The sequence below is a fragment of the Clostridium pasteurianum BC1 genome, from assembly GCF_000389635.1.
GTDB lineage: Bacteria > Bacillota > Clostridia > Clostridiales > Clostridiaceae > Clostridium_I > Clostridium_I pasteurianum_A.
In genome coordinates, this window is the sequence record NC_021182.1 from 2,634,389 (window position 1) to 2,660,211 (window position 25,823).

Consider the following 25,823-nt stretch of genomic DNA (forward strand, 5'->3'; position numbering starts at 1 on the left):
ATGAGTTAAATTAAATTTAATCTAGCGTTATTTTGCTTAAATTATGTGTTATAGATAATTTAAGTTAAATGTTAGTTTTATCAAATCTATTTTATGAAAATATGTAATTATAGTAAGTGAATTTCAATGGAATTTTGTAATAAAAAACATACTCTAATCTTTTTAATAGGTTAGAGTATGTTTTTCTTTATCTCTAAGTGCATATTTAAGTAAAGTGAGCATCTTGACACCTAGAGTCAAAGTAGAAGACTATTCTAATAAATTGCAAAATGAGTTAGTGTGAAACATATGACTTTGAAGTTAAATTTACAAAACTATTTTAGCCTTCTCGGAATCTTAAATTTTATAGCTTTTTCTATTTCATCCAATTCTTTTTTGTTTTTAGGATCTACAAACATGCATGTATAGCCGTATTCACCAGCTCTGCCTGTTCTACCAATTCGATGAATATAGGATTCTGCACTTTCTGGGATATCATAATTATATATATGACTAACTCCACTTATATCTAATCCTCTAGATGCAACATCAGTAGCTATTAAGTATTGGATATCTCCATTTCTAAAGGATTTCATTATTCTTTCGCGTTTTGACTGAATTATATCACTATGGAGTTTTACACAATCATATCCACGTCTATACAAAGCGACTTCAAGATCGTCAACTCTTCTCTTAGTTCTGCAAAATATTATAGCCATAAATGGTCTGTCTTCATCTAAAACACTACATAAAGCATCTTGCTTTTCTCTGTCTGTAGTTTCTACCACATATTGCTTAATATTATCCAGTGTAACCTTTTCTTTTTTAGAAGTAACTACTAAAGGATCCTTCATATACCTATAGGCTAGTTTTTTAACTTCAGGGTTCATAGTTGCGGAAAAACATAATGTCTGACGCTTTTTAGAAGTTTCCTTTATAATATTTTCAATATCGTTTTTAAAACCCATGAGTAGTATTTGATCTGCCTCATCTAGTACTAAAGTCTTTAAATTCATGAGGTTTATTGTTTTTCTAGCAAGATGATCTAAAAGTCTTCCTGGAGTTGCTATAATTAAATGGATGTTTCTCTTTAACTTTTTCATTTGAGATCCTATATCTTTACCGCCATAGGCTGCTAAAATATTGATAGCTTTAGCTTCTTTAAGTTTCATGGCTTCTTCAGTTATTTGAATAGCAAGTTCTCTTGTAGGGGTTACAATCAAAGCCTGAATTGTTGGAGAATCAACTGATATGCTTTCAAAAATGGGAAGTAAAAAAGCAAGAGTTTTTCCCGTACCTGTTTGTGCCTCCGCTATAAGATCTTTTCCTTCTTTAATAAAGCTAATACTCTCTTTTTGAATTGCTGTTGGCTCAGTAATGCCTGCTTTCTTTAATGTATTTATTATATCTTCACTAATTCCAAGTTCTTTAAAATCCATTTTATTATACCGTCCATTCTTAGGCATATTCAAAAAATAATCAGTTATTATACTAGTTTATTTTGCAACTTCTACTTATTATTTATTTTTACATACCGTATTCATATTTTTATTCAAATCATCTAATGATATCATATTGCTGAAATTAATACTAATAGTATTGTGTAATTGAGAAATAAATATTATTTCTTCCGCAGCTGGACATATTAGTATCAGTCAATGGACTATATACTTTACGTAATAAATATTATGTAAAGTATATAAAATGTAAACTAACTTAAATTCTATACTCTAAACTAAAATCCTTAAATTTAAGAATATAAATACATTATAAGGAAATTTTTAGACCATAAAACAACAAAATTTATAAAAACTAAACACTTTAAATAAGAAACCAGGTCATTCTACATTTAAAGAATGTAAACACTAGTATTATCCTTAATAAGTAGAAATATAACTGAAATATTGTTTAAAAACTTGTCAATAATGTATAATAATAAATAGAATAGTTACATATTGATTTAAATGAGGTGTCAGCTTTGATGAAAGAAGCATTAAATGCATTACAGGAATACTATGGATATAAAGAATTTAGAAAATCTCAAAACTCTGTAATTGACAGCATATTGTGTGGGAAAGATACTTTGGCTGTCATGCCAACAGGGGGAGGTAAATCCATTTGCTATCAGATACCAGCACTATTATTTGATGGCGTTACGATCGTAATATCTCCATTAATATCTCTTATGAAAGATCAAGTGGATAATATAAAAGATTTAGGTATAAGTGCAGAATATATAAATAGCTCTCTTAACTTTAAAGAAATCCAAGCAATTATTGAAAAGTTAAATAATAATGAAATAAAAATTCTTTATCTAGCACCAGAAAGATTGGAATCAGTTGAATTCTGTAACCTTATGAAAACACTAAGTATATCTCAAGTTGCTGTAGATGAAGCACATTGTGTATCGCAATGGGGCCATGATTTTAGAACAAGCTATCGATATATAAGTAAATTTGTAAAAACTCTTTTAAAAAGACCCATAGTAACTGCTTTTACTGCTACAGCTACTGAAGAAGTAAGAAAAGATATAATAAAGTTAATAGAACTTAATAATCCTGGAGTTTTTATATCAGGTTTTGATAGAGAAAATTTAAAAATAAACATATTAAAAATAGCAGGCAGATTAAAATATGTATTAAATTATATAGAAGAAAACAGAGATCAATCTGGAATAATATATGCATCAACGAGAAAAGAAGTAGATAATATTTATGAAAATCTTATTGAAAATAACATATCTGCCTCTAGATATCATGCAGGATTATCCGATGTTGAAAGAAAACAAAATCAAGAAGACTTTGTATATGATAGAATTAATGTTATGGTAGCTACTAATGCCTTTGGTATGGGAATTGATAAGTCAAATGTGCGTTTTGTAATACACTATAATATGCCTAAAAATATTGAAAGCTATTATCAGGAAATAGGGAGAGCTGGCCGTGATGGAGAAAAGAGTGAATGTATTTTATTGTTTTCCCCACAGGATATTATGACTCAAAAATATTTAATTGAAGTTGGAACTCAGCAGTCTGAAAGGAGAATAAATGATTATAAGAAACTTCAAACCATGATTGATTTTGTTCATCATAATGGATGTCTTAGAAAATACATTTTAAATTATTTTGGAGAAGATACTGATTATGAGGATTGTGGTAATTGCAGTAACTGTTTAACTGAAGGAGAATTAGTTGATAAAACTGTAGATGCACAAAAAGTTTTATCCTGCATCTATAGAATGAAAAGAGATTTTGGAGTAAATACAATTGTAGATGTATTAAGAGGCTCTTCTCAAAAGAAAATATTGCAGTACAGATTTAATGAACTATCTACTTATGGATTGATGAAAAATTATTCTAAAAAGGATTTGTCAGAGTTTATAAATACACTTATATCTCATGGATTTATAAATTTAAAAGAAGGGGAATATCCTACGGTAATACTTTGTGATAATTCTATGAAAGTTCTAAAGGGAGATGAAAAGGTAATATTCAAAGAAGCTATTGAAGTTAAGAAAATATCTGAGGACAATGAACTTTTCGAAACTTTGAGAAGCCTGCGTAAAGAAATCGCAGCCGAGGAGGGTGTACCACCATATTTTATTTTCCCAGACAGTACCTTAAAAGAAATGAGTTTAAGATATCCTTTAAATAAAGAACATATATTTGATATATCTGGTGTAGGGCAAGTTAAATACGAAAAATATGGTGAAACTTTTTTAAATGTAATAAATGACTACGTAGAAAAAAACAATATTGAAGCTAAATGGACTGAAAGAGCAGAAACTAAAACTTTACACACAACTCGAGCTGTAACTAGAAACACAAGTAATAAGGGAAAAACTTATGATATAACTATTAATATGATAAAAGAAGGTAAGAGCATAAAAGAAATTGCTAAAGAAAGAGAACTTACTGTAACTACAGTACTTGGTCATATAGATAAGTATTTTAGAGAAGGTAATTCAGAAAAGTTTCAAATTAATTTTGATGAGTTCTTTAGAGAAGAACAGGAACAAGAGATTATTTTAGCTGCTGACAAACTAGGTATAGATAAGCTTGCACCAATAAAAGCAGAAGTATCAGATGGAATAAGCTATGATGCAATAAGAGCGGTTGTATTAAAAAATTATATATTAAATAAACTTTAAAGGTATCTTTATGGATAGATAATTTTAAAAAACATTTTAAAAATAAAGTATAAAATTAATTGAGATTTAGAATTATAATATTGATTAATTTTACTTAGTCGGAGTTTATATCTTACTAAGTCTAGATGAATTATCTAGGGACGTATTTCTATTATATTTACTTTGAAAAGTTGGAAATAGTACATCAGCTAATCATGTGATAAATACTAAAAGCGAAAGGAAAGTGAACTCTTTAATGCCATATGTTATAGTTATTACATTAAGTGGGGAAGCATTAAAATTTCATGATGAAATAACAACGGAAGTTTGTAATAAATTTAAAGTGAGAAGAACTAAATTACCAGGGCATATTACCTTAAAAGCACCATTTGATAGTGATAACATAGACGAACTAATAGATCTACTTGAAGTTTTTGCAAATAGAACTAAAAAAGCACCAATAAACATAGAGGGATATGGCAGTTTTAGAAATGATGTTATATTTATGAAAACAACATTTTCAAAAGAAGCAAAGAAAATTTATGACCAATTAGAATATCTACTTAAAACGCTAAATTGGCTCCAATGGAAGAAAAACGAAAGTGGTGAAAAAGTTTTTCATACAACCATCGTTTCCAAAAGAATAAAAGATAAATTTGAAGAGATATGGAATTATGTAAATGATACTCAGTGCAATTTTAATATTTATTTTGATAATATATCAATTTATATATGGAAAGATAATACATGGGTATTATATAAGAAATTTTTACTTCAAGATTAGAAATTTAAATTTTATTTTACAGTAAAAATTAATTTATAGTTTTTGCAGTATAATCATAATAATAAAAAACATATTAAAATCAAACGTATATTTTGGCATAGGATCTTTACAAATAGAGGAATTATTAAATAAATGTCGAATATATATAAATGATTGGATTATTCAGCTGTTTTTATAATTTATCTCGTAAAGATATGAATAAGGGCAGCATGACCTTAGATAATTATTTAAACTTAATAGAAGTATGAACTTTCACTAAGTAAGAATCATTTATATTTTAAAGGGGGATTTTTGTGGAAAATAATATTGAAAAAAGGAAATTAAATTTTTTTGAAAAACTGATAAGCAGTGTACAAGGAATAAAACATTATCAAGACGTTTTAAAAGAATCTGTTGGAAAATCTATTCTATATTTGTTATTAATAGCTTTACTTTTTGGATTTATTGGCGCTATAAGGGGAGCTGTTGATGTAAATAATGGAATATCTGAATTCATAAAAGTATACAATACTCAATGGCCAAACTTTGAACTTAAGAATGGAGAATTAAATGTAGATGGCAATATGCCCATGGTTTTATCTCAGGATAAGAATTACTATGTTGTCATAGATACAACCAACAGTACTAATCCTAATGTCTTAGATTCCTATGACAAAGGTATTTTAATATTAAAAGATAAAGCTATTGAAAAAAGAAATGAAGCGCAAACTCAAACTATAGATTTCAAATCATTACAAGGGATAACTCTTAATAAAAGTATTATAAATAATTATTTGCCTTTTATTAAAATCGTTATACCATTCCTTTTTATTGGAAACATACTCTGGTATTTTTTAGGTGGACTTTTAAGCGCTCTATTTTTAGCTTTATTTGCGCTTATAATTAATGCTGTCCTTAAAACAGACTTAAAATATGGACAATTATACAGAATAAGTATTTACGCATTAACTACTCCACTTATAATTGATGTAATTTTTAAAATTTTTAGTATTCAACATTTTAGTTACTATTGGTTATTCTACCATGCTATAGCTTTCGTTTATGTTGGCTTTGCTATATGTAAATTAAAAGATTCTAAGAATAATACTGAGGTTAATTATTAAAATCTCAATATTATAATAAAAATGAGAATATTTATTATAACATATGCTAACAACGCACTACTGTTATGTTTTTGCTCTATGCTAATTGCATAGATAAATCCAGTTATTCTTAATTGCCTAAAAATCCAAGAAGCACATTCTAATTATTTAATTGATTAGAATGTGCTTTCTACGTTGTCAAAATTTATTTAATTTTTACCATTTATATTGGATGGTTGCGTATGCTCTATGCTGGACTGATGTTCACTTAATATAACATTAGCTCTTTCAATAGCTTCATCCACTGCACCACAAAAGTTAGTTTCTCCAATCATATCTACAAAGCCATATTTTTTAAGCATTTCTAGTGGCTGATTCTGAATCTTTAATATAATTAATTTTGTATGATGTTTCTTACAGATATTGTGCAGCATTTCAAAGGAATGATAGGCTGTAGCATCCATAAAAGGAACTTTGCTCATCTTTATTATTAGTACCTTAGTAGGTGCCCCCATTTCTCTTATTGCAGATACAAATTTATTGGCGGCTCCAAAGAAAAAGGGGCCACTGATTTCATAGATTGAAATATGCTCATGCAGTGTTACATTTTCTATAAATTCATTAGCATCTTTGTCCCCATCATCATCTAATATATATTTGATTTCTGTAATTTCACCCATCTTTCTCATAAATAAGAAGGATGCAAGTACTACACCTACACCTATAGCAACAACCAGATCTAGAAAAATAGTTAAGAAAAATGTAACTATAAACACTAAGGAATCACTTTTAGGAGATTTAAATAATGTTCTAAATACTTCCCAATCTCCCATGTTATATGCAATCATTACTAAAACAGATGCTAAAGAGGCCATAGGAATTAATTTAACATAGGGCATAAATAATAACATGATAATTAAAAGTACCAGGGCATGAATCATTCCTGCTACTGGTGTCCTTCCGCCATTCTTAACATTTGCTGCAGTCCTTGCAATGGCTCCTGTAACTGGTATACCGCCAAAGATTGCTGAAAAAATATTAGCGAAACCTTGAGCTATTAGCTCCATATTAGAGCGATGACTACCTCCAATCATTCCATCCGATACTACAGCTGACAATAAAGATTCAACAGAACCAAGAATTGCAATTGTTAGAGCGGGAAGCATCAGTTCATTTATCATAGTAAAATTAACTTTTGGAAGACTAGGATGTGGAAGGGATGAGGAAAGATGCCCAAATTGACTTTCTATAGTTGTAACATTTAATTTTAAAACCATTGCAAGTATAGTTACTATTATTATCGCTATAAAAGTTCCCGGTATTTTTTTATTTATCCTTGACCATAATATGATTATTCCAAGAGTTAAAAGGGATATAAATAAACTCTGAAAATTAATTGTATGAAAGTTATTAAAATATGATATCAATTTTTCTACAAAATGTGAAGGTACAGTTTTCATCTGTAACCCAAAGAAATCTTTTACTTCCGTAGATAGAAGAACTACTGCTATGCCGCTTGTAAAGCCGGTAGTTATTGAGGAAGGAATATATTTTATCAAACTTCCAAATTTCAATAATCCCATTATAACAAGAAAAATTCCTGCCATTATAGTTGATACGAACAAACCTTCTATTCCAAACTTTTGTATTATTCCATATACAATAACTACAAAAGCTGCTGTGGGACCTCCAATTTGAACTCTACTTCCACCAAGTAATGATACAATAAACCCTCCAATAATTGCTGTGTATAAACCTTTTTCTGGTGAAACCCCAGATGCAATTGCCAAAGCAATGGAGAGTGGTAGTGCAATAATTGCAACTATAATACCTGAGATAAAATCTTTTATAAATTGTTCTTTAGTGTAATTTTTTAAGCATGTAATTGATTTTGGAATTAACAAGGTATCACTCCTATAACATTTTTATAATTAGTTAGTATTCGAATATTGAAATATAATACATAAATAATCATATCTTATTTTATACATATAAACAACAAAATTCGATTAATTAACACAAATTTGATTTACTATTTGAGCTTATGTTAAAATCATACATGCATATTTCTTTAAATATATAGGACACTTGCTTTATAGGGAAAGGATACAATTATGGATCTAAAAAATAAATTATTTGATATTCATGAATTTTATAACTTATCAAGATACTTATTTTTAAATATAGAATGTAACTATAATAATTTTGTTAAGAAAACAGGTATTACATTACCTCAACTAAGAGTACTATGGATTATAAAAATATTTCAAGGCATTTCTCTTGGAGAAATTGCAAAAATAGGCTGCTGGTCTCCACCTACAGTAACAAAAATACTTAAACTTTTAATGGACAAAAATTTAGTTGTACGTGAAGAAACTATAAATAAGAAATTATACAGTTTAAATCTCACTGAGGCTGGACATAATCTAATTAAATTAAACAGAATGAAAAAACATGATAAAGCTGCATTAATACAATTGCTTTCAGCAGTTAATGAAGAGGATTTGAATTTTACTATAGAAATTTTAAAATCAATAACTGTATATTCAAACAATTCTTTTTTATTTGAATATATAGAAAAACTAAATAAATTAGGATTAAAAGTTGACTTTAGCGATTTTAATTCTGAAGAAAAGTTTATGCTTCAAAAACTTGTTCTCTTTTATAATCTTTTAAGAACTTTTATTTTAACCCTTGTAAACAATCATAGGAACTTACTTTCAATCTTTAAACTTACATATCCTCAACTTAGAGCTTTATGGATTATTGATGCTTTCCCAGGTATTACTTCAGTTAGATTGAGTAAACTTGCTTATTTAGCTCCCTCTACCGTTAATGTTATAGTGAAGAAGCTCTATGAGAAAAATTTAATATATAAGGAAAAATCTGAATTAAAGAATTCTCTCTTTTTGTATACTTCAGAAAGTGGAGAAGAACTACTTGTTAAAGAATTCGATGTAAATCAAAAAAGTTTTTTAATATATAAAGATTTAGAATTCTTATCAAGAAATGAATTATTGAAGTTGAATCAATTCATGTTGAAATTAAACTTAGTGCTTAAAAATGATTTTGTGAAAGAATATATTGAAAAAACTTTTACAGTAATAGAGAAAGGACTTTTTAAAAAGCTATAATGTACATTATTTATATTATAGAATAAATTAGGTATTTGTAATAATGGTGGCCTTAGGGTAACCAGAGATAAAGTAATAAACGCACTCTAATTCATTAAATGTTTAGAAGAGTGCGTTTATTAGAATTTTTAATCAATTATAAGTATTGACAGCAAAGTTGAGTAACCATATTTGAAAAATACGTAGCAAATAACTGAAAGGTATACTCTGATTTTAAAATAACAGCGAAGGCATTCCTTTGCTGTTATTTTTTCCGTAGTAGTTAGTTAAAACTATCTTGGCTCAATTTTCTTTCCCTTATCTTTTAAATAGTTAAGCAGTTCTGTTTTACTTCTATTTATAATCAATTCTTCAGGCATATTAACATCCTTTAGTATTTTTAATGCAGCATCAAAGTTGCCAATATGAAAACAGGAATGAGCGTCGCTGTTTAATATTATTCTTACGCCATTTTCTTTACATAGGCGGGCTATTTTTGAACAGGTTTTGTCACTGCCAATTCTTGATCTAATAAAAGAACTGTTATTTATTTCAATAAGTATATTTTTTTCCTTTGCTTTTTTAACTAATGCTTCTGCATGAATTGGAAAAGCAGGATTACCAGAATGGCCTATAATGTGCACATTAGGATTATCCATAGCCTTTAAAAAAGCAGTAGTATTTAAATCACAATTATCATTTGGCTTCATTACTGGATCATGAATGCTGGCTATCATAATGTCAATCTGTTCCTGTCTATGCAGTGGTAAATCTATATTTCCCTCATAGTCAACAATGTTAGCTTCACATCCATAAAGCATAGTAACACCATAAATTTCTCTTGGCAAAGCTTTAAAATTACCAAAATACCATTCATGAGGTGCATCAGGCATATTGGGAGCATGATCTGTAGTACCTAAAACTTCAAGACCTATTTCACTAGCATATTTTGCATTTTCCAATAAGGTAGTATAGGCATGACCACTTGCCACAGTATGTGTGTGTATATCAATAGGATATTTCATAAATTACTTCCTTCCTTTCAATTCCTAAAATATATTTCAACTTAAAAACTTAAATTTTTATTGAATTCATTAAGTCTCTACTTTAAATTATAACTTAAAAATTATTTGTTTGCATGTATTTAAAGTTAATAATTTTATATATATACCTAAAAATAATAAATTAAAAGGTTATATTTTTATTATTTTTTTCAAATAATAAATTAATAGAATTTGTTATTTGAATTATAATGGCAAATCTAAATATTTATAAAGAAAGGTGTGCTTGAATGAGACGATTTAAGGATTTTAATAAGATAGCCATTGTGTTATTAGCTCTTACTATGTCTATATTTTTGTTCTTAGGATGTAATAAGAATATTTCAAGTTCACAAAATACCACACAAAAATTAATTAGAAAAGCTCCCACAAAGGATGCACTTAAAAAAGACTATGAAGCTAGGATTCAACCATTAGTAAATGATGCTACAATAACTAAAGATCAAGCTGATAAAGTATTAACTTATCTTACAGCAAACTTAGATACTTTAACTAAAGAAAGCATACAAAAGCAAAATAATACTTTAGATAAGCTGGTAAATGATAAGATTATTACACGACAACAAGCAGATAAAATAATTAATGCTTTAAGGAAATAACTACTAGAAAATAGAGAAAGGAGCAGCTTAGAGTTACTCCTTTTCTTCTATTGTATATTGTTTTATTAATTAGGACTCAATTAAATGTTTATTATCTAGGTGTCAATCAAGCTCCATTTCTAACATTTCTTTAAGCATATCGGCGAATAAGTCTTTCAATGTGTCTTGAACATCTTTTGCACTTGCAGGCTTTGTTTCCTTAATAAGTTGTTTAATAGAATATGTATCAAATACGACGAGATAAAATCAATGGTGAATAAAAAATTAAAACTAGTATTTTTTGTACCTATAATTCTGGGATTTGCAATAGGAAGTTCCTATAATTTTATAACGGCGTTAATAACAAATAAGATAATAAGCATACTTTTTATGTGTTTTGAAAATAATAGTGATTATAGCATTGAAGAAAATTCAATATGAAATGAGAATGAAGAGGATAAAAATGGAACATAAAACTTTAGCCAAAACAGATAATCATTATTCTAGAAAGAGCAGCAAGTGGTGGAAGGTTATGATTATCGGATTCATTACATATGTAATGGGTCTTGTGGTATTAATAATTACACAAAATCCTAATATTTTTCCGTCTGTAGTTATACTTGGAAATTTTCTGATACCAGTAACCTACTTAACTTTCTTTTATGAAAGAAAGAATAGCAGTAATGTAGGGATGTTAAAAACTGCTGCAAGCTTTTTTTATGGTGGTTTTATTGGAACCTTTGCAGCTGCAGTATTAGAGCCTATTTTTATTCATACTCTTAATTTTAGAACTGCAATTATTATTGGTTTTATTGAAGAATTTACAAAATTTTTAGGATTTTTATTTATAATTAGGCGTAAGCAGCACAGGCTAATATTAGATGGAATTATTCTTGGAGCTGCGGCAGGAATGGGATTTGCCGCTTTAGAAAGTACAGGATATGCTTTTACTATTTTTCTTCGTAGTGGTGGAAATTTAACTCTTACTGTGTATATTACCTTGTTAAGAGGAATAATGTCACCATTAGGTCATGGCACATGGACAGCAATACTTACAGGTATTTTTTTAAGAGAGGGCTCACTGGGACATTTTCGCTTAAACTTAAAAGTTATTAAAGGATATTTATTAGTAGTTTTATTACATGGATTTTGGGATGGGCTTCCTTCAATTATTTCAATATTTACTCCATCATATGTTGCTATTTTATCAGGAGAAATTATTGTTGGTTTTCTAGGAATATATGTACTCTTTAAACTTTGGAAAGAAGCAAAAAAACAAGAAAATGAAAATAGGATGTTATTATAAAAACAGCATAAGAGATTTCCTTTAATTATCTTATAATTAGTGCACCAGTAGAAAAATACTGGTGCTTTTTTATGTGTTAAAATTTATTAACTATAATTAAGACAATAGATACAGTATTGAAATGAAATTGTAATAATAGATTGATATTATATAAACACAAGGTTACCATTTTCAATGTTCAATAATATATGAAGAAGCACTGCTATAATACTGGTGCTTTTCATACTTTAGGAGTGAATATATGAGTAAATTTTTAAATATAGGATCTGATAATTATATTAGCGTAAATAAGGTGGTAGTAATAACACAGCCTTCATCGGCACCAATCAAAAGAATTATACAAAAGACAAAAGGCAATGAGCTTATAGATTGTACTAAGGGAAGGAAAATGTTATCTGTAATATTCACTAAAGATAATAAAGTTATACTTAGTCCTGTTAATAAGCAAACATTAAATAAAAGGTTAGAATGCCTGAAAAATAAACTTTAATTTAAATACTGATGTTTTTTCTGTGTTTAAAAATAGAGGATTAACAACTAATGACTGAAAAGGATTAGGAGTTATGGCAAAAGCATTACTTTTTTATATTTTAAACATTTTATCATGATATTTTATATACTTGATTTGTTTTATTAGAAATAAATATAATGGACTTGTAAAATATTATTTGATAGTCTCATTGGAAACTTGTTCGTCCGTACTTACTCTTGTGTACACTGCTACTTTCATAAAAACATCTCCTATGCAAACTTATGTTCTGAACAAAATTAAAAAATATAGTACGGATGTACTATTGCATTGAATAATTTACTGCTTTTTTATAGATATGAAAAGATGATATACAATAGTTCATCTTTTCATATCTATTATATCACTAGTATTTATTTTTCCAATCATCATCATTATTGTTGCACTAACAATCGATATTACAGCTGCGTTTAAAAATTTATATGGAATGAAATAACATGCTATAATTAGAATCAGAGTAATTAATATAGAATAATTTTTAAGTTTTTTCTTTCGATTTTCACTTTTAATTCTTTTATTAATGTTATCTACAGAAGAAAAAATACAAATAAATATAAATGAAACAATTAATAATAATAGTGAAATTATATTATTAATCATTATATATTTACCGAAAATAATTATCATAAAAAACACAATAAAACTTATGAAAAAGCAACCCCAGTAAGTTTTTGCATGATATCCACCCGAAAATAGCCTAATAGGGCAAAAAAATATGAGGGCAACTATATAATATTTTTGTAAAGAAAATATCCAGAATACAATAAAATATGGAATGAGCTTTGTAATTTCATCAAAAGCACAGATTAGTCCGTATTCCATTTTCTTCAAATCTAAATCTGAAAATTCAGGATTAGATTCAGAAATTTTTGTTACTAAACAAGTTATAAGTTTACTCATTTACTTAACTCCTTCATTTTAAATTCAATCATAAATTTAGTTCTTTCGGGAGTACTTTCTAAAAATATATTTCCGTTGTTTTGTTTGATTAATTGCTTAATTATATATAATCCAAATCCATGGTCTTGTGATTTTTTGGTTTTTGTAGAAAATCCTCTATCAAAAATTTTATCTTGAATATCTTCAGGAATCATGTCTCCATTATTGGATATTTCAATAAAAAATTTATTACTTTCACTGAAAGTTTCAATTGATATTTCTTTATTTTCAATATTGGACTTAAGTTGGAATGCTTCAAATGCATTGTCTACAAGATTGCTAATAATACTTATTAGATCATTTTCATTAATTTCTATAGAACTAAATGGTTCATCAATTATTACATCAAAATTTATATTGTTTTTTACTGCATAACTATTTTTTATAGATAATAATGCACTTAAACAATCATTACCAGTATCTATGTATTTAAATGATGAATGAAGTGTATCTGAAATTCCCATTACATAAGTTTTTATTTGCTCAACAGCATTTGGTTTATTCAATGAGCACAATCCCCATATAACATTAATGTGGTTGGCAAAATCGTGTTTTTCTTGTCTAATTATTTTAATTATTTCTTCCATATTTTTTAGCTGGTTTTCTTGTATTTTATAGCGAGCTTCTATGGCTACAATTCGCTTATATTCATTTAATCCTTTTAATTGGACTATTAAAAAAATAAAATATAAAAGAAATATAACGCAATTATATATTTTTAAATTTTTTATATCAAAAATACTAAAACTTATACTGAATATTAAAATACTGAAAATACCAATTTGAATTATTATATTAGAAAAAAGAGTACCTTCTTTTTGAAACAATTTTAGTTTAGTCAAATAATTATTGTATTTAAAAAGTAATATTACAATAATTATTTGTAATACTTTAGAAAGTATTACACAAAATAACAAATATTTTTCATTTAAAAATATTTGGTTTAAATTAATATTAAATATAAATATTTCTAAAAACTGGGCAAAAGATTCTGTAACAAACGTTATTATAATAAACAAGAAAAATATAACTGATGAATCAAATATTGTTATTTGTGTAAAACAACTTAACAATAAAATGTCAAATATTATAATAAATAATGTATGATAGGTATTATTTATATTAAATGTACTCCAATAAGTTATAATTATAAATAATGTACAAAATAAAATTGATTTTAATTTATTATGAATTATAAATTTTTTGTTATTATACAATGCTTCGAAAATTGCCAAAAAGAGGATTGCTTCAATACTATCTAATAATATTTCCCTTATAGCATCCATATGTTGTCTCCTTTGTTTATAAAGCCTTTTGCAAAGATTATAAAACAATTTAGATACTATTTGCAAAAGACTTTAAAGTGTTACTTTAAAAGTTCATCAGGGCATTTTGGTTGATGAAATGACATAGTTGATGTTGGTACTATAACTATTGTTCCTAAAAATAAAGCCACAGAACCTACAACTTTCATTACTTTTGCTGTTAATAATTTTTTAACATTTGTCATTTTTAAGAGCCTCCCCATAAATTTATATAATATTAACTACATTTCCTATATATTCTACAATAATTTATTTTTTCCTTCATAATTTGTAAAAAAATCAGATTTAAACCAAATAAATTTTTAGTTCAAATCTGATTTCTATGAGATTCATAATAATCAATAACTAGCTTGTCCAACCGTTGGCTTACTTGTAGTATTTCTTCATCTGTATATTCGTCTGAAACTAGCATTTTATTTAGTTTATCTCTTAGCTCTTCTAATCTTTTACACATACATTTTATATCCTTAACATTTATTTACTTGATTTTTACATTATATAATATAAAAGTAAAGGATTCAAATTAAAAGGGCATAATAATTTAATATTTTTTAGTATTTATGCTAATTTATTTTTACTTTAGCAATTTATTCATGCTTTAATGATTGTATTAAACTACAAATAAAATCTAAATCATCATTAGTTAAATTCTCATAGTTGTTTAACCTGGATTTTATCATTTCGATAGTCTCATTTTTTAGTGATGGAAGTTCTTCTTAAATTTTTCTAATAACACAAAAACTCTTAGAAGTCTAAATACTTTAAATATTTTTGTAAGACGGGCTAGACGAGTAATTTTTAGTATACGTGCAACTTGAAATATACTATTAAATGGTATAATTGCTATTAAATCTATAATGTTGTGTCTGAAGAATTCTTTTTTATTTTTTGATAATATAAATCTAGTAAAATAATCTATATATTGTTTTTTATCTCTAGCAGTTACCTTATGTTTTTTTGTATACTCCGTTGGAATATTAATTACATTATCTTCTGATTTATCATTATTAATATTAGTTAATTCTTTCATAGAACAATTTAATACAGCGGCTATCTTTTTTATAACATCTAATATGTCCATAATCATACAAGAAACTTAAAAAGATGTTAAAGCATGAAGAAAAGTGTTGGTATAATCCTAAAAATAGGACTTGCATTACTTGTAAATTTAGTGAACTGGTAAATGATTATTGTGACCATGACGAATTGCCAGGATGTCCAACGGAGCACTGGGCTTATAGAATTTGTCACGAATCGCATGGAGAAGATATTGAATTCCCAAAACGTAAAGCTAATGGTGAATTAAAGAGGGTGAGGTAAATGAAATCAAAGACATCATCTAATGTAGTCCAGAATATCATATCAAAATTAAACTTTGTAGAGCGTAATGCTCTGCAGAGTTATATAAATCAGCAAGCAACTTTAACAATATCTAAGGCAGAATCAGCATTACAGGAAGCAGCAGAAGAAAAGGAACAATATTTATAAAACCTAAATGATAAAACATGGGATATGATATCAATTTGCTTAGAAATGGCAATAACAGAAAATCATATATCAAAACAAAGGATTGATAAAATTTTTGAGAGATTAACGGAGCTTGTAAAAAAAATAATGATAATCCAGCATTAGATGTAGAAAAAATCAATCTAAAACTTAAAGATATTATTCTTTTAAAGAATGATGATTTCAATAAGTTAATTGAATATGCAATCGAGGGGCACTGCAAGATATGCAAAAGAGTTCACAAAAACTGTAATGTTTATAGACTCTATAAAAAATACAATGTGCCTAGACCTATAGGATATAAGGCTAAGTGTAAATATGGGTATTGGAGGTAAGTAGGTGAAAGTAATATCAATCATATTAATAATTCTGATTTTGAGGGATTACTCTTTAATAATACCTGAAGTAGCAATATATATCCAATAGAAGGAAATCAATTGGATATATATGGAGAGTTGATAAATTAAGCACACAAGACTAAGTCCTATGTGCTATAGAAATAGATTTATATTATAGATTTACATGATAAAAATAAAATTTATTTTAAATTTTTTTCGTAACTTTCAATCATTTTTTTAACCATTTGACCACCAACTTTACCGCCAATGGCGCCATTTAGCTTTGAAGAGCGATTGCCACTATTTCTATTGGTTAAAGAAACTCCAAGTTCATTAGCTGTTTCTATTTTAAATTTATTTAAGGATTCTTTTGCTCCAGGAACTAAAGATCTACGTCTGTTATTTGACATAATTATTATCTCCCTTCTTATAGTAGATAATAATATATTGTGTATATTCAAAAAACTTATTGTATGGAGTTCAAGGCTAATTTGGGATTTAAGGTTAAGTGATGATGATTAAGGAAAGAAAATTTTTAGATTTTTTATAAGGTGTAAACAATACTAGCAATAATCTAAAGAACACATAGAGAGATCATCATCTATGTGTCAGAGATCTTTTTTTAGATCTTTAATTTGTTTTTGCTTTTCTTCTGTAGACTTAAGATTTTCTTGTTGAGCTGCAATAGTGAGTATACTACCTGAAACAGCAGCCAAAAAGTTACCTAATATATTATCCTTCTGTAAGCGTCAAAGCAACTAAATTGGCTAAAATAATAACTTCTTTAGAACTTAGTAAATCAAAAAGTGCCATTATAGCTCGCCTGAAATTAGTGTATTCGAATAATTTGAGCATGGTTACATTGAACATATGTTATTTAACGGAATTTGATTATAGGTCGAACTAGATGAATAGACAAAATTGTACTTTGAAAATTGAATAATACGGTGTATGATATAATTTAAATTAGTTATATCTCAAAACTTGACTTTTGGGAATGATAAGGAGGAGATTGAGGTGAATGGCTTAAAACATAGGATAATTGAGACGAATGGAATCAAAATGCATATAGTTGAGAAAGGTGAAGGACCACTTGTCTTGCTATGCCATGGTTTTCCAGAAACATGGTATTCTTGGAGGCATCAAATTTCTTTGATAGCTGAAGCCGGATTCCATGTGGTGGCACCTGATTTACGTGGTTATGGAGATACCGAACAACCAAAAGATATAAGTCAATACACATTGCTTCATCTAGTTGGTGATATGGTTGGACTACTCAATGTATTGAATACAGAAAAAGCCGTAATTGTGGGCAATGATTGGGGTGCAACACTAGCATGGCATGCAGCCTTATTAAGACCTGATCGTTTTCGTGGTGTGATTGCATTAACAGTACCAATGATGGATCAATCACCAGTTCCTCCTACTACAATTTTCCCACAGACAGATGATGAATTGTTTTATACTCTTTATTTCCAGGCTCCAGGTGTAGCAGAGAAGGAGTTTGAGCGTGATATTCATTTTACAATTCATAACTTACTTTTTTCGGCTTCCGGTGATGCGGGTCCACGTAAAGATAATGATGATACTCCAAATCCCTTTGGTATGGTGTCTAGAAGTAAAGGACTGCTTGCATCACTACCTAATCCTTCATTACCATCTTGGCTTACAGAAGAGGATTTGGATGTATATACTAAAGCTTTCACTGCTACTGGATTTTATGGTGGCTTGAATTACTATCGTAATCTAGATAGAAATTGTGAATTATTGCACTGTTTCAGGGGAATGAAGGTAACAATTCCAGCCCTTTATATAGTAGGTGATCGTGATGTTGGACTAAGTATTCCAGGAATGAGACAAATAATTTCTGATATGTCAAACCTTGTACCAATGCTACGTCAAACAATTATTCTTCCAGATTGTGGACATTGGGCTCAACAAGAGAGGCCTCAAGAGGTTAGCTCGACCATAATTTCGTTTCTACAAAGCATTTAATGCATCAATATAGATATTAATTAGGCAATAAAAACATCGTATTATTCAATCAACAATTCTACGGTGTTTTTGTTTCGTAATTCAAATAATAAAACGAAAAAAGAATAATTAAATAATTAGTCAAAAATACTACTTATGCAGTACACAAATATAATTACACTATATAAGTAGGTGATAATATGAAAATAATAATAATGAGTTGTAAAAATAAAGAGAATTGGTACAAAGATAAGTTAGGTAGTATATATACGGTAGTAGATAGTGTAGATATAGCTTATATTGTGAAGGATAAAAAGAAAGGATATGGACTTATTAATAAAGATGATTGTGAGATAATAGATAAATGGATTATATAAAGGAAGTGAAATAAATGAAAAGAAAATATTGATACAAAATGGAAGTATGATGTATAGATATTATAGACATTTTAAAGGTAATTGGTATGTGGTTAGAAGCATTGGCAGAGATACCGATACTATCAAGAGTAAAGTGGCATATCAAACTCTATATAGCAATACTGAAAAGAATATAAAAGAAGGCGATGAATTTTATAGAGATTATGATGAATTTATAGTTGAGACTGATAAAGAAAAATATCCTAATGCAGAGCAAAAATATAGATTTATGAATGTTGAAGAATTAAAAAAGCAGTTAGGCGAGGAAAGAGTAAAAGAAATGGTTAATAACGAGTTATTTGGAGGGAGATAAAATGCAACTAATAATAAAAGATGGTAATGGTAAGGTTATAACGAATATGGATCATCTAGGTCACCATCGTATCCATCATCATAACCGTCATCATGATCATAACTCATATCATGCATCATTGGATAGTGTATTGGTTGAGACATATTTGGATGAGGTTTCATCATGGGATAATTAGGTCCAGGAGAATATGGTACCATAGAAGGCATATTAGGATATTTTTTATTAACATGATGGCATGGCTTAGGATTCATAGAAGGTCCAGGATTTATAGATGGATTAAGATTAACAGAAGGATTAACTCGATCTTCGCCAATCTCCTGATTATTATTGTTAATGTCTGAATCTCTATTGTAAGTATAGTACATAATTACCTCCATAAAATTTACTACATAAATAGGTTATGTAAAATTATAAAATACGTTACAAAAATAGAATAAAAGTAAAATTTAAATAATATCATAAATGTATACGGTATCCCTTGTGTGTAAATATATAGAGAGCACTAGTAGAAATACTGGTGTTCTTACATGTTTAGAATTTATTAATCTATATTTAAGATAATAGAAATATTATTGATATAGAACTGTAACATTAGTTAGATATTATATAAACATAAGAGTTACCCCTTTTTAGTGTATAAATAATATAAGGAAAGGCACTGGTAGAAATACTGGTGCTTTTGTTGTAGAAATTTGGTGGACGAAATCTAAAGGATATCATACTCTTTTATGGTAATATTATGTAGAAGGAGATGAACTATATGATTAGTGAACAAGATGCAAAAATAGCCATAATAGCAAGTGGTAACGAAATTAGCAAAAATGATTTAATTAAAAGAATAAATAGTTTAGATGAAAATACTAAGCAGCAGATTTATTTAAAGACAGGAGATATGCTAAGGAAAAATAAATTTAATCCATCTAAGGAATTAGAATTAATGCATAAAGAACTTAAAAAGACTGCTAATGATTTTAATATACATCCAGCAGTTTTGTATTACGTTTATATGACAAAATTGGATATTAAATAGAATAATTTAAAATATTAAAAAATGGATTCTTTGTATTAATAATATAGTATATAGATACCTTTTTAAATACAAGAGAGGGCACTGGTAGAAATACTAGTGTTTTTTCATGTTAAAATTTATTAACTATAATTAAGACAATAGATACAATATTGAAATAAAATTGTAATAATAGATTGATATTATAATATAGACATGAAAAATAATCCTTATTTGACACTGGTAGAAATGCTGGTGTATTTTTTATGTTTTAAAATAAGTTAAGAAGAATAATAAAAAGTAAAAATTATTTACAAAATATATACATAATTATTGATTTATAAAGTGGAAATTTTAATATAATGTGTATACAAGAAATAATTTATGGTAAAATGTAAAATTGAAAGATTCAATGATAATTTAGAGGTGTTTTCAATTGGATGTACAAACTATTATAAGTGCTCTAAAGGAACTTAGGGTAAGTGGAGTATTTGAAGAATATGAACTTCAAGATAAAATAGCTAAAATTTTAAGTGCACATAATATAAGTTTTATAAAAGAGCATAAGCTAGGACCTAGAAATAGAATAGATTTTTTTATAGACAATGGTATTGGAATAGAAATTAAAAAAGGTAAGCCTAACAGAACTAAGGTTATTAAACAATTAGAAAGATATGCAAGTTTTAATGAAATTTCAGTGTTAATACTTGTAATTGAAAGAAGTATGGATATTCCTAGATATATTAACAATAAACTTTGTTTAAGCATAGGTCTTAATAAGCAATGGGGAATAGCAATATAATAGAACGAGGGTGAATAGATATGATGCCGCCATATTTAAACAAAGTAGAATCAGCTACCTATTATTATGGAAACTTGGAATATGAAGAAAATACAGATAGTTGGGTTATTGAAGGTGAGCCATGTGTTGTTGAAATGGCAAAGCGTCTTTTCCCTGGAAGTTCTGGGCGTGGTCAAGGTAAAGCTAAATTTAAAAATACTAAGAGAATAAACGGTGATCTTAATTGGCTAATGCAAAGATATCCATTAATAATTAAAGATAAAGAAATTTGGAATAAATCCTATAAGCAAGTAGTTGAATATGTATCTAAAAGAGATGAGTTTTTAGCATATCCTAAAAAAGCTGTTCCATCATTAGAATTTAAGGGAACTTTAAAAGAATTTCAAAAAGAAGGACTAGCGTTTTTATTACATAATAGAAGAACTCTTTTAGCTGATGAAATGGGACTTGGAAAAACAATTGAAGCACTATCCTTTTTATCTGCAACAAATGACTACCCAGTTTTAATTGTTGCTCCACCACATTTAATTAGTAATTGGAAAAATGAAATAGAAAGATTCTTAAATCCTCCTGTAGAACATGGTAAAAACATTAACTTTTTAGATTCAACTAATGTCCATGTAATAAAAGGTTTAAAATCTTATGACTTACCTAAAGCAAGTGTATATATTATTCATTATTTATTATTAAGGGGATGGAAAAAATATTTGACTTACTTTGGTTTTAATACAGTCATATTTGACGAAGTACAAGAATTAAGGCATGGAAAAACTGAAAAATATAGTGCAGCATCTTTAATTGCAGAGAATGTTGAGAATTGTTTTGGATTAAGTGGAACACCTATATATAACCATGGTGGAGAGATATGGAATGTCTTAAATATAATTGATTATCATTGCTTAGGTGATTGGGATAGCTTTACTAGAGAATGGTGTTATGGATATGGAAATGATGTTGTAAGAAAACCTGATTTATTAAATGATTATTTAAAACGAGAAGGGCTAATGATTAGGAGAACAAAGAAAGAAGTTCTTTCAGAACTACCACCTAAACGAAGAATAGTACAAACAATAGATTTTGATAGCGGTAAGTATAGTCAGTTAATTCAAAATGCTATTGAAAAGGCTAAATCTATTGATTTTGTAGAAAAGAATTTTGATAAAGGGAGATTAGTAAGAGAAGTAGTTAACGAAGGCAGACAAGCTATAGGAATTACAAAAGCTCCATATGTTGCTGCATTTGTAAAAATGTTATTAGAAGCTGGAGAAAAAGTTTTGTTATTTGCTTATCATCATGCTGTATATGATATTTATAAAAAGGAATTAAAACAATATAATCCCAAGAGGATAACAGGATTAGAAAATAGTAAATCAAAAGATGATTCAGTTAATGCTTTTATGAATGATAAAACTAATCTATTAATAATTTCACTAAGGGCAGGTGCAGGTTTAAATCTTCAAAAAGCTACATGTGTAGTATTCGGAGAATTGGATTGGTCTCCAGCAGTTCATAGTCAATGTGAGGATAGAGCTCACAGAATGGGACAGAAAGATTCTATACTTTGTTATTACTTAGTTGCAAAAGAAGGAACTGATGAAGAAATACAGGAGCACCTTGGTTTGAAGGTATCTCAGTTCGTTGGAATTATGGGAGATAAAGCCGAAAGTAAAGAAGATAAAAATATATCTCAAAATGTAGCTACTGAGCACATGAATAAAATTATTGAAAAATTAAAAAGTAAAGTGGTTTAGGATTAAATCATATAAAAGTGTAAATGTTTAGAGAATAATACAGATATAAATCTATATTAAACAAATATATGCCCTCCGCATATTATGGTACTATTGGAAAAAGATTGTAGGAGGATTTCATGTATAAAAATAAATATACAACACCTAAAACAATACAGGACCATTCAATGATACAACCTGTAATGCCGAACATTGAGTACTTATTCAGAGGAGAAGAATTTGAGGAGAATAATATAAATACAGCTTCACCTATGCAGCAAAATATTGTTCCACCGACACAACAAAACATTAATCCACCTGTACAACAAAATACAGTTTCACCTGTACAGCAGATGCCTAATGTGAAACCTGTGGAGCATCAGATGCCAAATGTACCTACTAATCCATCAAAAATAAATAAGAATAAAATAAAAGCAGATGCAGAGAAGATCGTAAAAATATTTGAACAAAGTAATCCAGATATTCTAAATGCATTAATAAATTGTAGTGTATCAGTATTTGCGGCAAGAAAGTATTTATGTAAAGTTGTTGAAATGGCACTTATGCATCATCATAAGATGAACAATACTAAAAAATAATTATAAGTTGAAATTGAAAAATATTACAATATAAAAGTAAATAATGCATCAGCGGCTTTTTGCATTGAATAATGCTTCTAAAGAAGTTTATCTTACAAGCTATTTATCTATATTATTTGGAGCTGTTATTGTAATAGCTATTTTTATTATAGGTAAAAAAATGAAAAAGCATTAGTAGAAATGCTGGTGCTTTTTTCTATGTTTAAAATCCATTAATCTATAATCTAAAGCAATATACACAACATTGTAGTGAATTGCTAATAATAAAACGAATAAAGTTATTAATAATACATAAACTCTTAGAAGATTATGTGAAAGGAGTTTATTTTATATGAGTGATTTCAATCCCCATGACTTTGATAAAATACTAAATAATATAAAACATAAAATAAGTACTTTTGTTGAATGTGATACTGTAAAGCCAATTGAAAGTAACCTTAATACTAAAAGCATGATGTTTAAGCCTATAAACAATATTAAAAAAGATGGAATGATTATAGTTGGAGAAGATAAAGGTTCAATTGCAGTAGATATAAGTGGAGCCGATAATGCTGTAAGAAGTTTTATTCTCAGAAACCAGTATGACATAGATGGAATTAATAATATAATTATATGGTTTAAAGAGAATTATGCATTAAAAGAGAGTCTTATTAAATAGGTCTCTATAAAATTCAATATGCCAGAGGAAAGTATTGAAACAATTAAAGGAAAAGAAATCTGGATAGAAAGATGTATCGCTAATCTTATTGATAATGCTATAAAATTTTTAGATGAAAATAAAACCAGTAACGAGATAAGTATTCAAGTGTTAGAGGATAATAAAAATGTCATTAAAATTTTTAAAGGTTCAACATCAAATACAGCAAAAGTTACTGGAATATTTTAAAAATGGGAACAGTCTTTGCTACGCTACGATTGTTCCCATAAACACCCCAATGGTGCTTATATTGATTGTTTTTTAAATTTACTGATGATAGTTACAATGGATTCCTCACTTATCTGATTCTACTTTTTCTATAACATTATTTGGCTTTGATGTTAACTTAAAATTAATTTTAGATGCAGCTAAATTTGCATATGCTTTTGCTTCCTCTTCAGTATCTCCTGTAGCTATAACACAAGCATATCTATTTCCCATTGTTACAGGAGGTTTCAAAAATGCACCTTTCTTGGGGAGTACTTCAATAAATTCAACACCAGAACATTTTGAAGCATCTTCAGTACCTGTTACTTCTTCTAAAATTCCTGATTGGGGGGAAATAACATATTTTGCAAAGGTATATTTTTTAAATTTTGGTTTAACATCAGGTACTTCTCCTAATGCAATTTTCAGTATTTCGCCAACCAGATTTATGCCAAAGGAAATTTCAATCATCTTATTTAAATTTGCACCTGATATTCTCGGATTTATCTCAACTAATTTCCATTTACCTTTAATATAACGCATTTCAAGGTGACAGGAGCCCTTCTTCATTCCATGGATTTTTATAATATCTGACACTGCTTTTTTTAAGCTGTCATAAAATTTTTTTGGTGGAGCTATCAACATATTATATCCTGTTACTATAAAATGATTATTTGTAAAAGTTATTTCTTGTTCTATAATGGCAGCAATATTAACATGATTTTCCTTAACTACTGTTTCAATAAGGTATTGTGGACCGTCAAGAAATTCTTCTATTAATATTGATCTATTGGGATATTTTGATTTAAATATATTATAGTATTTAATAAATTCTTCATAGGAAGTAACTTTGTATACATCCTTGGAGCCAGTGGATTTTGGAGATTTTATTATTATAGGCAGTTTCTTTTTCAGTTCTTCTTCAGATAAAGCATTATCGCCTGAAAGAGTTAGGTAATTTGGACAGTATTCTGTTCCAGAAATTAGGCCTCTGGAAATTATTTTGTTCTTCATTTTACTCATAACTTGTGATGAGAAAGCCCCTAGACCAAATTCTTCTGCTAAAAGAGCTGCAGTATAGCAACGGGCATCTAAAAAACTAACTATCACTTTTATATCCAGACCATATGAAATAAGGTTATTTATTGCATCTCTTAGTTCAGACATTTTGTTTAAATTACATTTTCTCATCAAATGAACATCATGGAAATCTGTACGATTATCAAGAAAATCTAATCTACCGGTTAATAATACTGTATAATATCCAAGTTGCTCTGCAACTTTTATTGCTTCTCTGCTGGAACCAGACTTCAGAGTCCCTATAAATACGATAGTTTTCATTTTATTCCACCTCTTGTCAGTAATTATTTTTTCTTCACTTTATTGTATTCGAATTATTAATTTATTGTT

General features: G+C 27.9%; 31 protein-coding genes and 1 pseudogene. 20 read left to right on the top strand and 12 right to left on the bottom strand.

Annotation, left to right across the window (positions count from 1 at the left end):
- Nucleotides 1-314: 314 nt before the first annotated feature.
- Nucleotides 315-1,418 (bottom strand): DEAD/DEAH box helicase, encoded by a 1,104-nt coding sequence (locus tag CLOPA_RS12365; RefSeq protein ID WP_015615774.1) that lies wholly within the window; start codon nt 1,416-1,418, stop codon nt 315-317.
- A gap of 542 nt (nt 1,419-1,960) precedes the next feature.
- Here CLOPA_RS12365 and recQ point away from each other — a divergent pair.
- The 3 genes from recQ to CLOPA_RS12380 all read left to right on the top strand — a co-directional run bounded on the left by recQ (nt 1,961) and on the right by CLOPA_RS12380 (nt 5,995).
- On the top strand, nt 1,961-4,129 hold the full coding sequence (recQ, locus tag CLOPA_RS12370; protein ID WP_015615775.1) for a DNA helicase RecQ: 2,169 nt from the start codon (nt 1,961-1,963) through the stop codon (nt 4,127-4,129).
- Between the two features lie 235 nt (nt 4,130-4,364).
- Nucleotides 4,365-4,892 (top strand): 2'-5' RNA ligase family protein, encoded by a 528-nt coding sequence (locus tag CLOPA_RS12375; RefSeq protein ID WP_015615776.1) that lies wholly within the window; start codon nt 4,365-4,367, stop codon nt 4,890-4,892.
- Between the two features lie 293 nt (nt 4,893-5,185).
- Nucleotides 5,186-5,995, top strand: a complete 810-nt coding sequence (locus CLOPA_RS12380; RefSeq protein WP_015615777.1) for a DUF1189 domain-containing protein — start codon at nt 5,186-5,188, stop codon at nt 5,993-5,995.
- Between the two features lie 188 nt (nt 5,996-6,183).
- On the opposite strand, the gene CLOPA_RS12385 is transcribed toward CLOPA_RS12380, so the two are convergent.
- Nucleotides 6,184-7,878: a SulP family inorganic anion transporter gene (locus CLOPA_RS12385; RefSeq protein WP_015615778.1), complete on the bottom strand. Its 1,695-nt coding sequence runs from the start codon at nt 7,876-7,878 to the stop codon at nt 6,184-6,186.
- Nucleotides 7,879-8,088: 210 nt separating this feature from the next.
- Here CLOPA_RS12385 and CLOPA_RS12390 point away from each other — a divergent pair, with 210 nt between their 5' ends.
- A complete protein-coding gene (locus CLOPA_RS12390) occupies nt 8,089-9,108 on the top strand; it encodes a MarR family transcriptional regulator (protein ID WP_015615779.1) in 1,020 nt (339 codons plus the stop codon).
- 272 nt (nt 9,109-9,380) lie between these two features.
- On the opposite strand, the gene CLOPA_RS12395 is transcribed toward CLOPA_RS12390, so the two are convergent.
- Nucleotides 9,381-10,112 (bottom strand): phosphatase, encoded by a 732-nt coding sequence (locus tag CLOPA_RS12395; protein WP_015615780.1) that lies wholly within the window; start codon nt 10,110-10,112, stop codon nt 9,381-9,383.
- Between the two features lie 266 nt (nt 10,113-10,378).
- Between CLOPA_RS12395 and CLOPA_RS12400 the strand changes: the two genes are divergently transcribed.
- Nucleotides 10,379-10,747, top strand: a complete 369-nt coding sequence (locus tag CLOPA_RS12400) for a hypothetical protein (RefSeq protein WP_015615781.1) — start codon at nt 10,379-10,381, stop codon at nt 10,745-10,747.
- A 105-nt stretch (nt 10,748-10,852) separates the two neighbouring features.
- On the opposite strand, the pseudogene CLOPA_RS26810 reads toward CLOPA_RS12400, so the two are convergent.
- Nucleotides 10,853-10,963, bottom strand: a pseudogene (locus CLOPA_RS26810) (transposase); the annotation flags it as partial.
- Here CLOPA_RS26810 and CLOPA_RS25070 point away from each other — a divergent pair.
- The 3 genes from CLOPA_RS25070 (at nt 10,955) to CLOPA_RS12410 (ending at nt 12,522) form a co-directional block, all read left to right on the top strand.
- A complete protein-coding gene (locus CLOPA_RS25070; protein ID WP_172638614.1) occupies nt 10,955-11,167 on the top strand; it encodes a hypothetical protein in 213 nt (70 codons plus the stop codon). The pseudogene CLOPA_RS26810 and the gene CLOPA_RS25070 sit on opposite strands and share 9 nt — an antisense overlap.
- Before the next feature lie 22 nt (nt 11,168-11,189).
- Nucleotides 11,190-12,032 (top strand): PrsW family intramembrane metalloprotease, encoded by an 843-nt coding sequence (locus CLOPA_RS12405; protein WP_015615783.1) that lies wholly within the window; start codon nt 11,190-11,192, stop codon nt 12,030-12,032.
- A 241-nt stretch (nt 12,033-12,273) separates the two neighbouring features.
- Nucleotides 12,274-12,522, top strand: coding sequence for a DUF370 domain-containing protein (locus CLOPA_RS12410; protein WP_015615784.1), 249 nt, complete (start codon nt 12,274-12,276; stop codon nt 12,520-12,522).
- 360 nt (nt 12,523-12,882) lie between these two features.
- Here the strand turns inward: CLOPA_RS12410 and CLOPA_RS12415 are convergent, their stop codons facing one another.
- From CLOPA_RS12415 to CLOPA_RS12430, 5 genes are all read right to left on the bottom strand, one after another.
- Nucleotides 12,883-13,461 carry an accessory gene regulator B family protein gene (locus tag CLOPA_RS12415; protein WP_015615785.1) on the bottom strand — a complete coding sequence of 193 codons (579 nt, stop codon included), beginning with the start codon at nt 13,459-13,461 and terminating at the stop codon, nt 12,883-12,885.
- A complete protein-coding gene (locus CLOPA_RS12420) occupies nt 13,458-14,786 on the bottom strand; it encodes a sensor histidine kinase (RefSeq protein WP_015615786.1) in 1,329 nt (442 codons plus the stop codon). Before CLOPA_RS12420 ends, CLOPA_RS12415 begins: the two co-directional genes overlap by 4 nt.
- A gap of 80 nt (nt 14,787-14,866) precedes the next feature.
- A complete protein-coding gene (locus tag CLOPA_RS24395; protein ID WP_015615787.1) occupies nt 14,867-15,010 on the bottom strand; it encodes a cyclic lactone autoinducer peptide in 144 nt (47 codons plus the stop codon).
- A gap of 122 nt (nt 15,011-15,132) precedes the next feature.
- Nucleotides 15,133-15,279: an aspartyl-phosphate phosphatase Spo0E family protein gene (locus CLOPA_RS12425; protein WP_015615788.1), complete on the bottom strand. Its 147-nt coding sequence runs from the start codon at nt 15,277-15,279 to the stop codon at nt 15,133-15,135.
- A 243-nt stretch (nt 15,280-15,522) separates the two neighbouring features.
- Nucleotides 15,523-15,906, bottom strand: a complete 384-nt coding sequence (locus CLOPA_RS12430; protein WP_172638615.1) for a hypothetical protein — start codon at nt 15,904-15,906, stop codon at nt 15,523-15,525.
- A gap of 23 nt (nt 15,907-15,929) precedes the next feature.
- Between CLOPA_RS12430 and CLOPA_RS12435 the strand changes: the two genes are divergently transcribed.
- The 3 genes from CLOPA_RS12435 (at nt 15,930) to CLOPA_RS26815 (ending at nt 16,666) form a co-directional block, all read left to right on the top strand.
- Complete coding sequence (locus tag CLOPA_RS12435; RefSeq protein WP_041710880.1) at nt 15,930-16,145, top strand: hypothetical protein; 216 nt, start codon at nt 15,930-15,932, stop codon at nt 16,143-16,145.
- On the top strand, nt 16,146-16,313 hold the full coding sequence (locus CLOPA_RS25075) for a hypothetical protein (protein WP_015615789.1): 168 nt from the start codon (nt 16,146-16,148) through the stop codon (nt 16,311-16,313). It begins immediately after the preceding gene.
- Between the two features lie 179 nt (nt 16,314-16,492).
- On the top strand, nt 16,493-16,666 hold the full coding sequence (locus CLOPA_RS26815) for a DUF5651 domain-containing protein (RefSeq protein WP_431602578.1): 174 nt from the start codon (nt 16,493-16,495) through the stop codon (nt 16,664-16,666).
- A gap of 203 nt (nt 16,667-16,869) precedes the next feature.
- On the opposite strand, the gene CLOPA_RS12440 is transcribed toward CLOPA_RS26815, so the two are convergent.
- Nucleotides 16,870-17,079 (bottom strand): alpha/beta-type small acid-soluble spore protein, encoded by a 210-nt coding sequence (locus CLOPA_RS12440; RefSeq protein ID WP_015615790.1) that lies wholly within the window; start codon nt 17,077-17,079, stop codon nt 16,870-16,872.
- A 607-nt stretch (nt 17,080-17,686) separates the two neighbouring features.
- Here CLOPA_RS12440 and CLOPA_RS12450 point away from each other — a divergent pair.
- The 3 genes from CLOPA_RS12450 to CLOPA_RS12455 all read left to right on the top strand — a co-directional run bounded on the left by CLOPA_RS12450 (nt 17,687) and on the right by CLOPA_RS12455 (nt 19,372).
- The gene (locus CLOPA_RS12450; protein WP_015615791.1) at nt 17,687-18,664 is read left to right on the top strand and encodes an alpha/beta fold hydrolase; all 978 of its coding nucleotides are present in this window, start codon (nt 17,687-17,689) and stop codon (nt 18,662-18,664) included.
- A 179-nt stretch (nt 18,665-18,843) separates the two neighbouring features.
- A complete protein-coding gene (locus tag CLOPA_RS25080; RefSeq protein ID WP_015615792.1) occupies nt 18,844-19,020 on the top strand; it encodes a hypothetical protein in 177 nt (58 codons plus the stop codon).
- A 46-nt stretch (nt 19,021-19,066) separates the two neighbouring features.
- Nucleotides 19,067-19,372 (top strand): DUF1653 domain-containing protein, encoded by a 306-nt coding sequence (locus CLOPA_RS12455; RefSeq protein WP_080648310.1) that lies wholly within the window; start codon nt 19,067-19,069, stop codon nt 19,370-19,372.
- A gap of 35 nt (nt 19,373-19,407) precedes the next feature.
- Here CLOPA_RS12455 and CLOPA_RS26130 read toward each other — a convergent pair whose 3' ends face one another.
- Nucleotides 19,408-19,737: a hypothetical protein gene (locus CLOPA_RS26130; protein WP_015615794.1), complete on the bottom strand. Its 330-nt coding sequence runs from the start codon at nt 19,735-19,737 to the stop codon at nt 19,408-19,410.
- 395 nt (nt 19,738-20,132) lie between these two features.
- Here CLOPA_RS26130 and CLOPA_RS12465 point away from each other — a divergent pair, with 395 nt between their 5' ends.
- From CLOPA_RS12465 to CLOPA_RS12490, 6 genes are all read left to right on the top strand, one after another.
- Nucleotides 20,133-20,402 carry a hypothetical protein gene (locus CLOPA_RS12465; RefSeq protein ID WP_015615795.1) on the top strand — a complete coding sequence of 90 codons (270 nt, stop codon included), beginning with the start codon at nt 20,133-20,135 and terminating at the stop codon, nt 20,400-20,402.
- A 412-nt stretch (nt 20,403-20,814) separates the two neighbouring features.
- Nucleotides 20,815-21,180 carry a hypothetical protein gene (locus CLOPA_RS12470; RefSeq protein ID WP_015615796.1) on the top strand — a complete coding sequence of 122 codons (366 nt, stop codon included), beginning with the start codon at nt 20,815-20,817 and terminating at the stop codon, nt 21,178-21,180.
- A 20-nt stretch (nt 21,181-21,200) separates the two neighbouring features.
- Nucleotides 21,201-22,931 carry a DEAD/DEAH box helicase gene (locus CLOPA_RS12475; RefSeq protein ID WP_015615797.1) on the top strand — a complete coding sequence of 577 codons (1,731 nt, stop codon included), beginning with the start codon at nt 21,201-21,203 and terminating at the stop codon, nt 22,929-22,931.
- A gap of 119 nt (nt 22,932-23,050) precedes the next feature.
- Nucleotides 23,051-23,509 carry a hypothetical protein gene (locus CLOPA_RS12480; protein ID WP_015615798.1) on the top strand — a complete coding sequence of 153 codons (459 nt, stop codon included), beginning with the start codon at nt 23,051-23,053 and terminating at the stop codon, nt 23,507-23,509.
- 331 nt (nt 23,510-23,840) lie between these two features.
- Complete coding sequence (locus CLOPA_RS12485) at nt 23,841-24,167, top strand: hypothetical protein (RefSeq protein WP_015615799.1); 327 nt, start codon at nt 23,841-23,843, stop codon at nt 24,165-24,167.
- A gap of 18 nt (nt 24,168-24,185) precedes the next feature.
- Complete coding sequence (locus tag CLOPA_RS12490; protein ID WP_041710881.1) at nt 24,186-24,395, top strand: ATP-binding protein; 210 nt, start codon at nt 24,186-24,188, stop codon at nt 24,393-24,395.
- A 105-nt stretch (nt 24,396-24,500) separates the two neighbouring features.
- Here CLOPA_RS12490 and CLOPA_RS12495 read toward each other — a convergent pair whose 3' ends face one another.
- Nucleotides 24,501-25,754, bottom strand: a complete 1,254-nt coding sequence (locus CLOPA_RS12495; RefSeq protein WP_015615800.1) for an ATP-grasp domain-containing protein — start codon at nt 25,752-25,754, stop codon at nt 24,501-24,503.
- Nucleotides 25,755-25,823: the final 69 nt, after the last annotated feature.

Bases quoted from the DNA above. Each gene is read 5' to 3' on its own strand.
- CLOPA_RS12420 (WP_015615786.1), bottom strand. From the start codon at position 14,786: ATGGATGCTATAAGGGAAATATTATTAGATAGTATTGAAGCAATCCTC.
- CLOPA_RS12410 (WP_015615784.1), top strand. From the start codon at position 12,274: ATGAGTAAATTTTTAAATATAGGATCTGATAATTATATTAGCGTAAAT.
- CLOPA_RS24395 (WP_015615787.1), bottom strand. From the start codon at position 15,010: ATGACAAATGTTAAAAAATTATTAACAGCAAAAGTAATGAAAGTTGTA.
- CLOPA_RS12485 (WP_015615799.1), top strand. From the start codon at position 23,841: ATGAGTGATTTCAATCCCCATGACTTTGATAAAATACTAAATAATATA.
- CLOPA_RS12465 (WP_015615795.1), top strand. From the start codon at position 20,133: ATGATTAGTGAACAAGATGCAAAAATAGCCATAATAGCAAGTGGTAAC.
- CLOPA_RS12455 (WP_080648310.1), top strand. From the start codon at position 19,067: ATGATGTATAGATATTATAGACATTTTAAAGGTAATTGGTATGTGGTT.
- CLOPA_RS12490 (WP_041710881.1), top strand. From the start codon at position 24,186: ATGCCAGAGGAAAGTATTGAAACAATTAAAGGAAAAGAAATCTGGATA.
- CLOPA_RS12395 (WP_015615780.1), bottom strand. From the start codon at position 10,112: ATGAAATATCCTATTGATATACACACACATACTGTGGCAAGTGGTCAT.
- CLOPA_RS12435 (WP_041710880.1), top strand. From the start codon at position 15,930: ATGTTAAAGCATGAAGAAAAGTGTTGGTATAATCCTAAAAATAGGACT.
- CLOPA_RS12375 (WP_015615776.1), top strand. From the start codon at position 4,365: ATGCCATATGTTATAGTTATTACATTAAGTGGGGAAGCATTAAAATTT.
- CLOPA_RS12400 (WP_015615781.1), top strand. From the start codon at position 10,379: ATGAGACGATTTAAGGATTTTAATAAGATAGCCATTGTGTTATTAGCT.
- CLOPA_RS12365 (WP_015615774.1), bottom strand. From the start codon at position 1,418: ATGGATTTTAAAGAACTTGGAATTAGTGAAGATATAATAAATACATTA.
- CLOPA_RS12390 (WP_015615779.1), top strand. From the start codon at position 8,089: ATGGATCTAAAAAATAAATTATTTGATATTCATGAATTTTATAACTTA.
- CLOPA_RS26130 (WP_015615794.1), bottom strand. From the start codon at position 19,737: ATGTACTATACTTACAATAGAGATTCAGACATTAACAATAATAATCAG.
- CLOPA_RS12430 (WP_172638615.1), bottom strand. From the start codon at position 15,906: ATGGACATATTAGATGTTATAAAAAAGATAGCCGCTGTATTAAATTGT.
- CLOPA_RS12480 (WP_015615798.1), top strand. From the start codon at position 23,051: ATGTATAAAAATAAATATACAACACCTAAAACAATACAGGACCATTCA.
- CLOPA_RS25080 (WP_015615792.1), top strand. From the start codon at position 18,844: ATGAAAATAATAATAATGAGTTGTAAAAATAAAGAGAATTGGTACAAA.
- CLOPA_RS12415 (WP_015615785.1), bottom strand. From the start codon at position 13,461: ATGAGTAAACTTATAACTTGTTTAGTAACAAAAATTTCTGAATCTAAT.
- CLOPA_RS25075 (WP_015615789.1), top strand. From the start codon at position 16,146: ATGAAATCAAAGACATCATCTAATGTAGTCCAGAATATCATATCAAAA.
- CLOPA_RS12425 (WP_015615788.1), bottom strand. From the start codon at position 15,279: ATGTGTAAAAGATTAGAAGAGCTAAGAGATAAACTAAATAAAATGCTA.
- CLOPA_RS12495 (WP_015615800.1), bottom strand. From the start codon at position 25,754: ATGAAAACTATCGTATTTATAGGGACTCTGAAGTCTGGTTCCAGCAGA.
- CLOPA_RS12475 (WP_015615797.1), top strand. From the start codon at position 21,201: ATGATGCCGCCATATTTAAACAAAGTAGAATCAGCTACCTATTATTAT.
- CLOPA_RS12405 (WP_015615783.1), top strand. From the start codon at position 11,190: ATGGAACATAAAACTTTAGCCAAAACAGATAATCATTATTCTAGAAAG.
- CLOPA_RS12440 (WP_015615790.1), bottom strand. From the start codon at position 17,079: ATGTCAAATAACAGACGTAGATCTTTAGTTCCTGGAGCAAAAGAATCC.
- recQ (WP_015615775.1), top strand. From the start codon at position 1,961: ATGAAAGAAGCATTAAATGCATTACAGGAATACTATGGATATAAAGAA.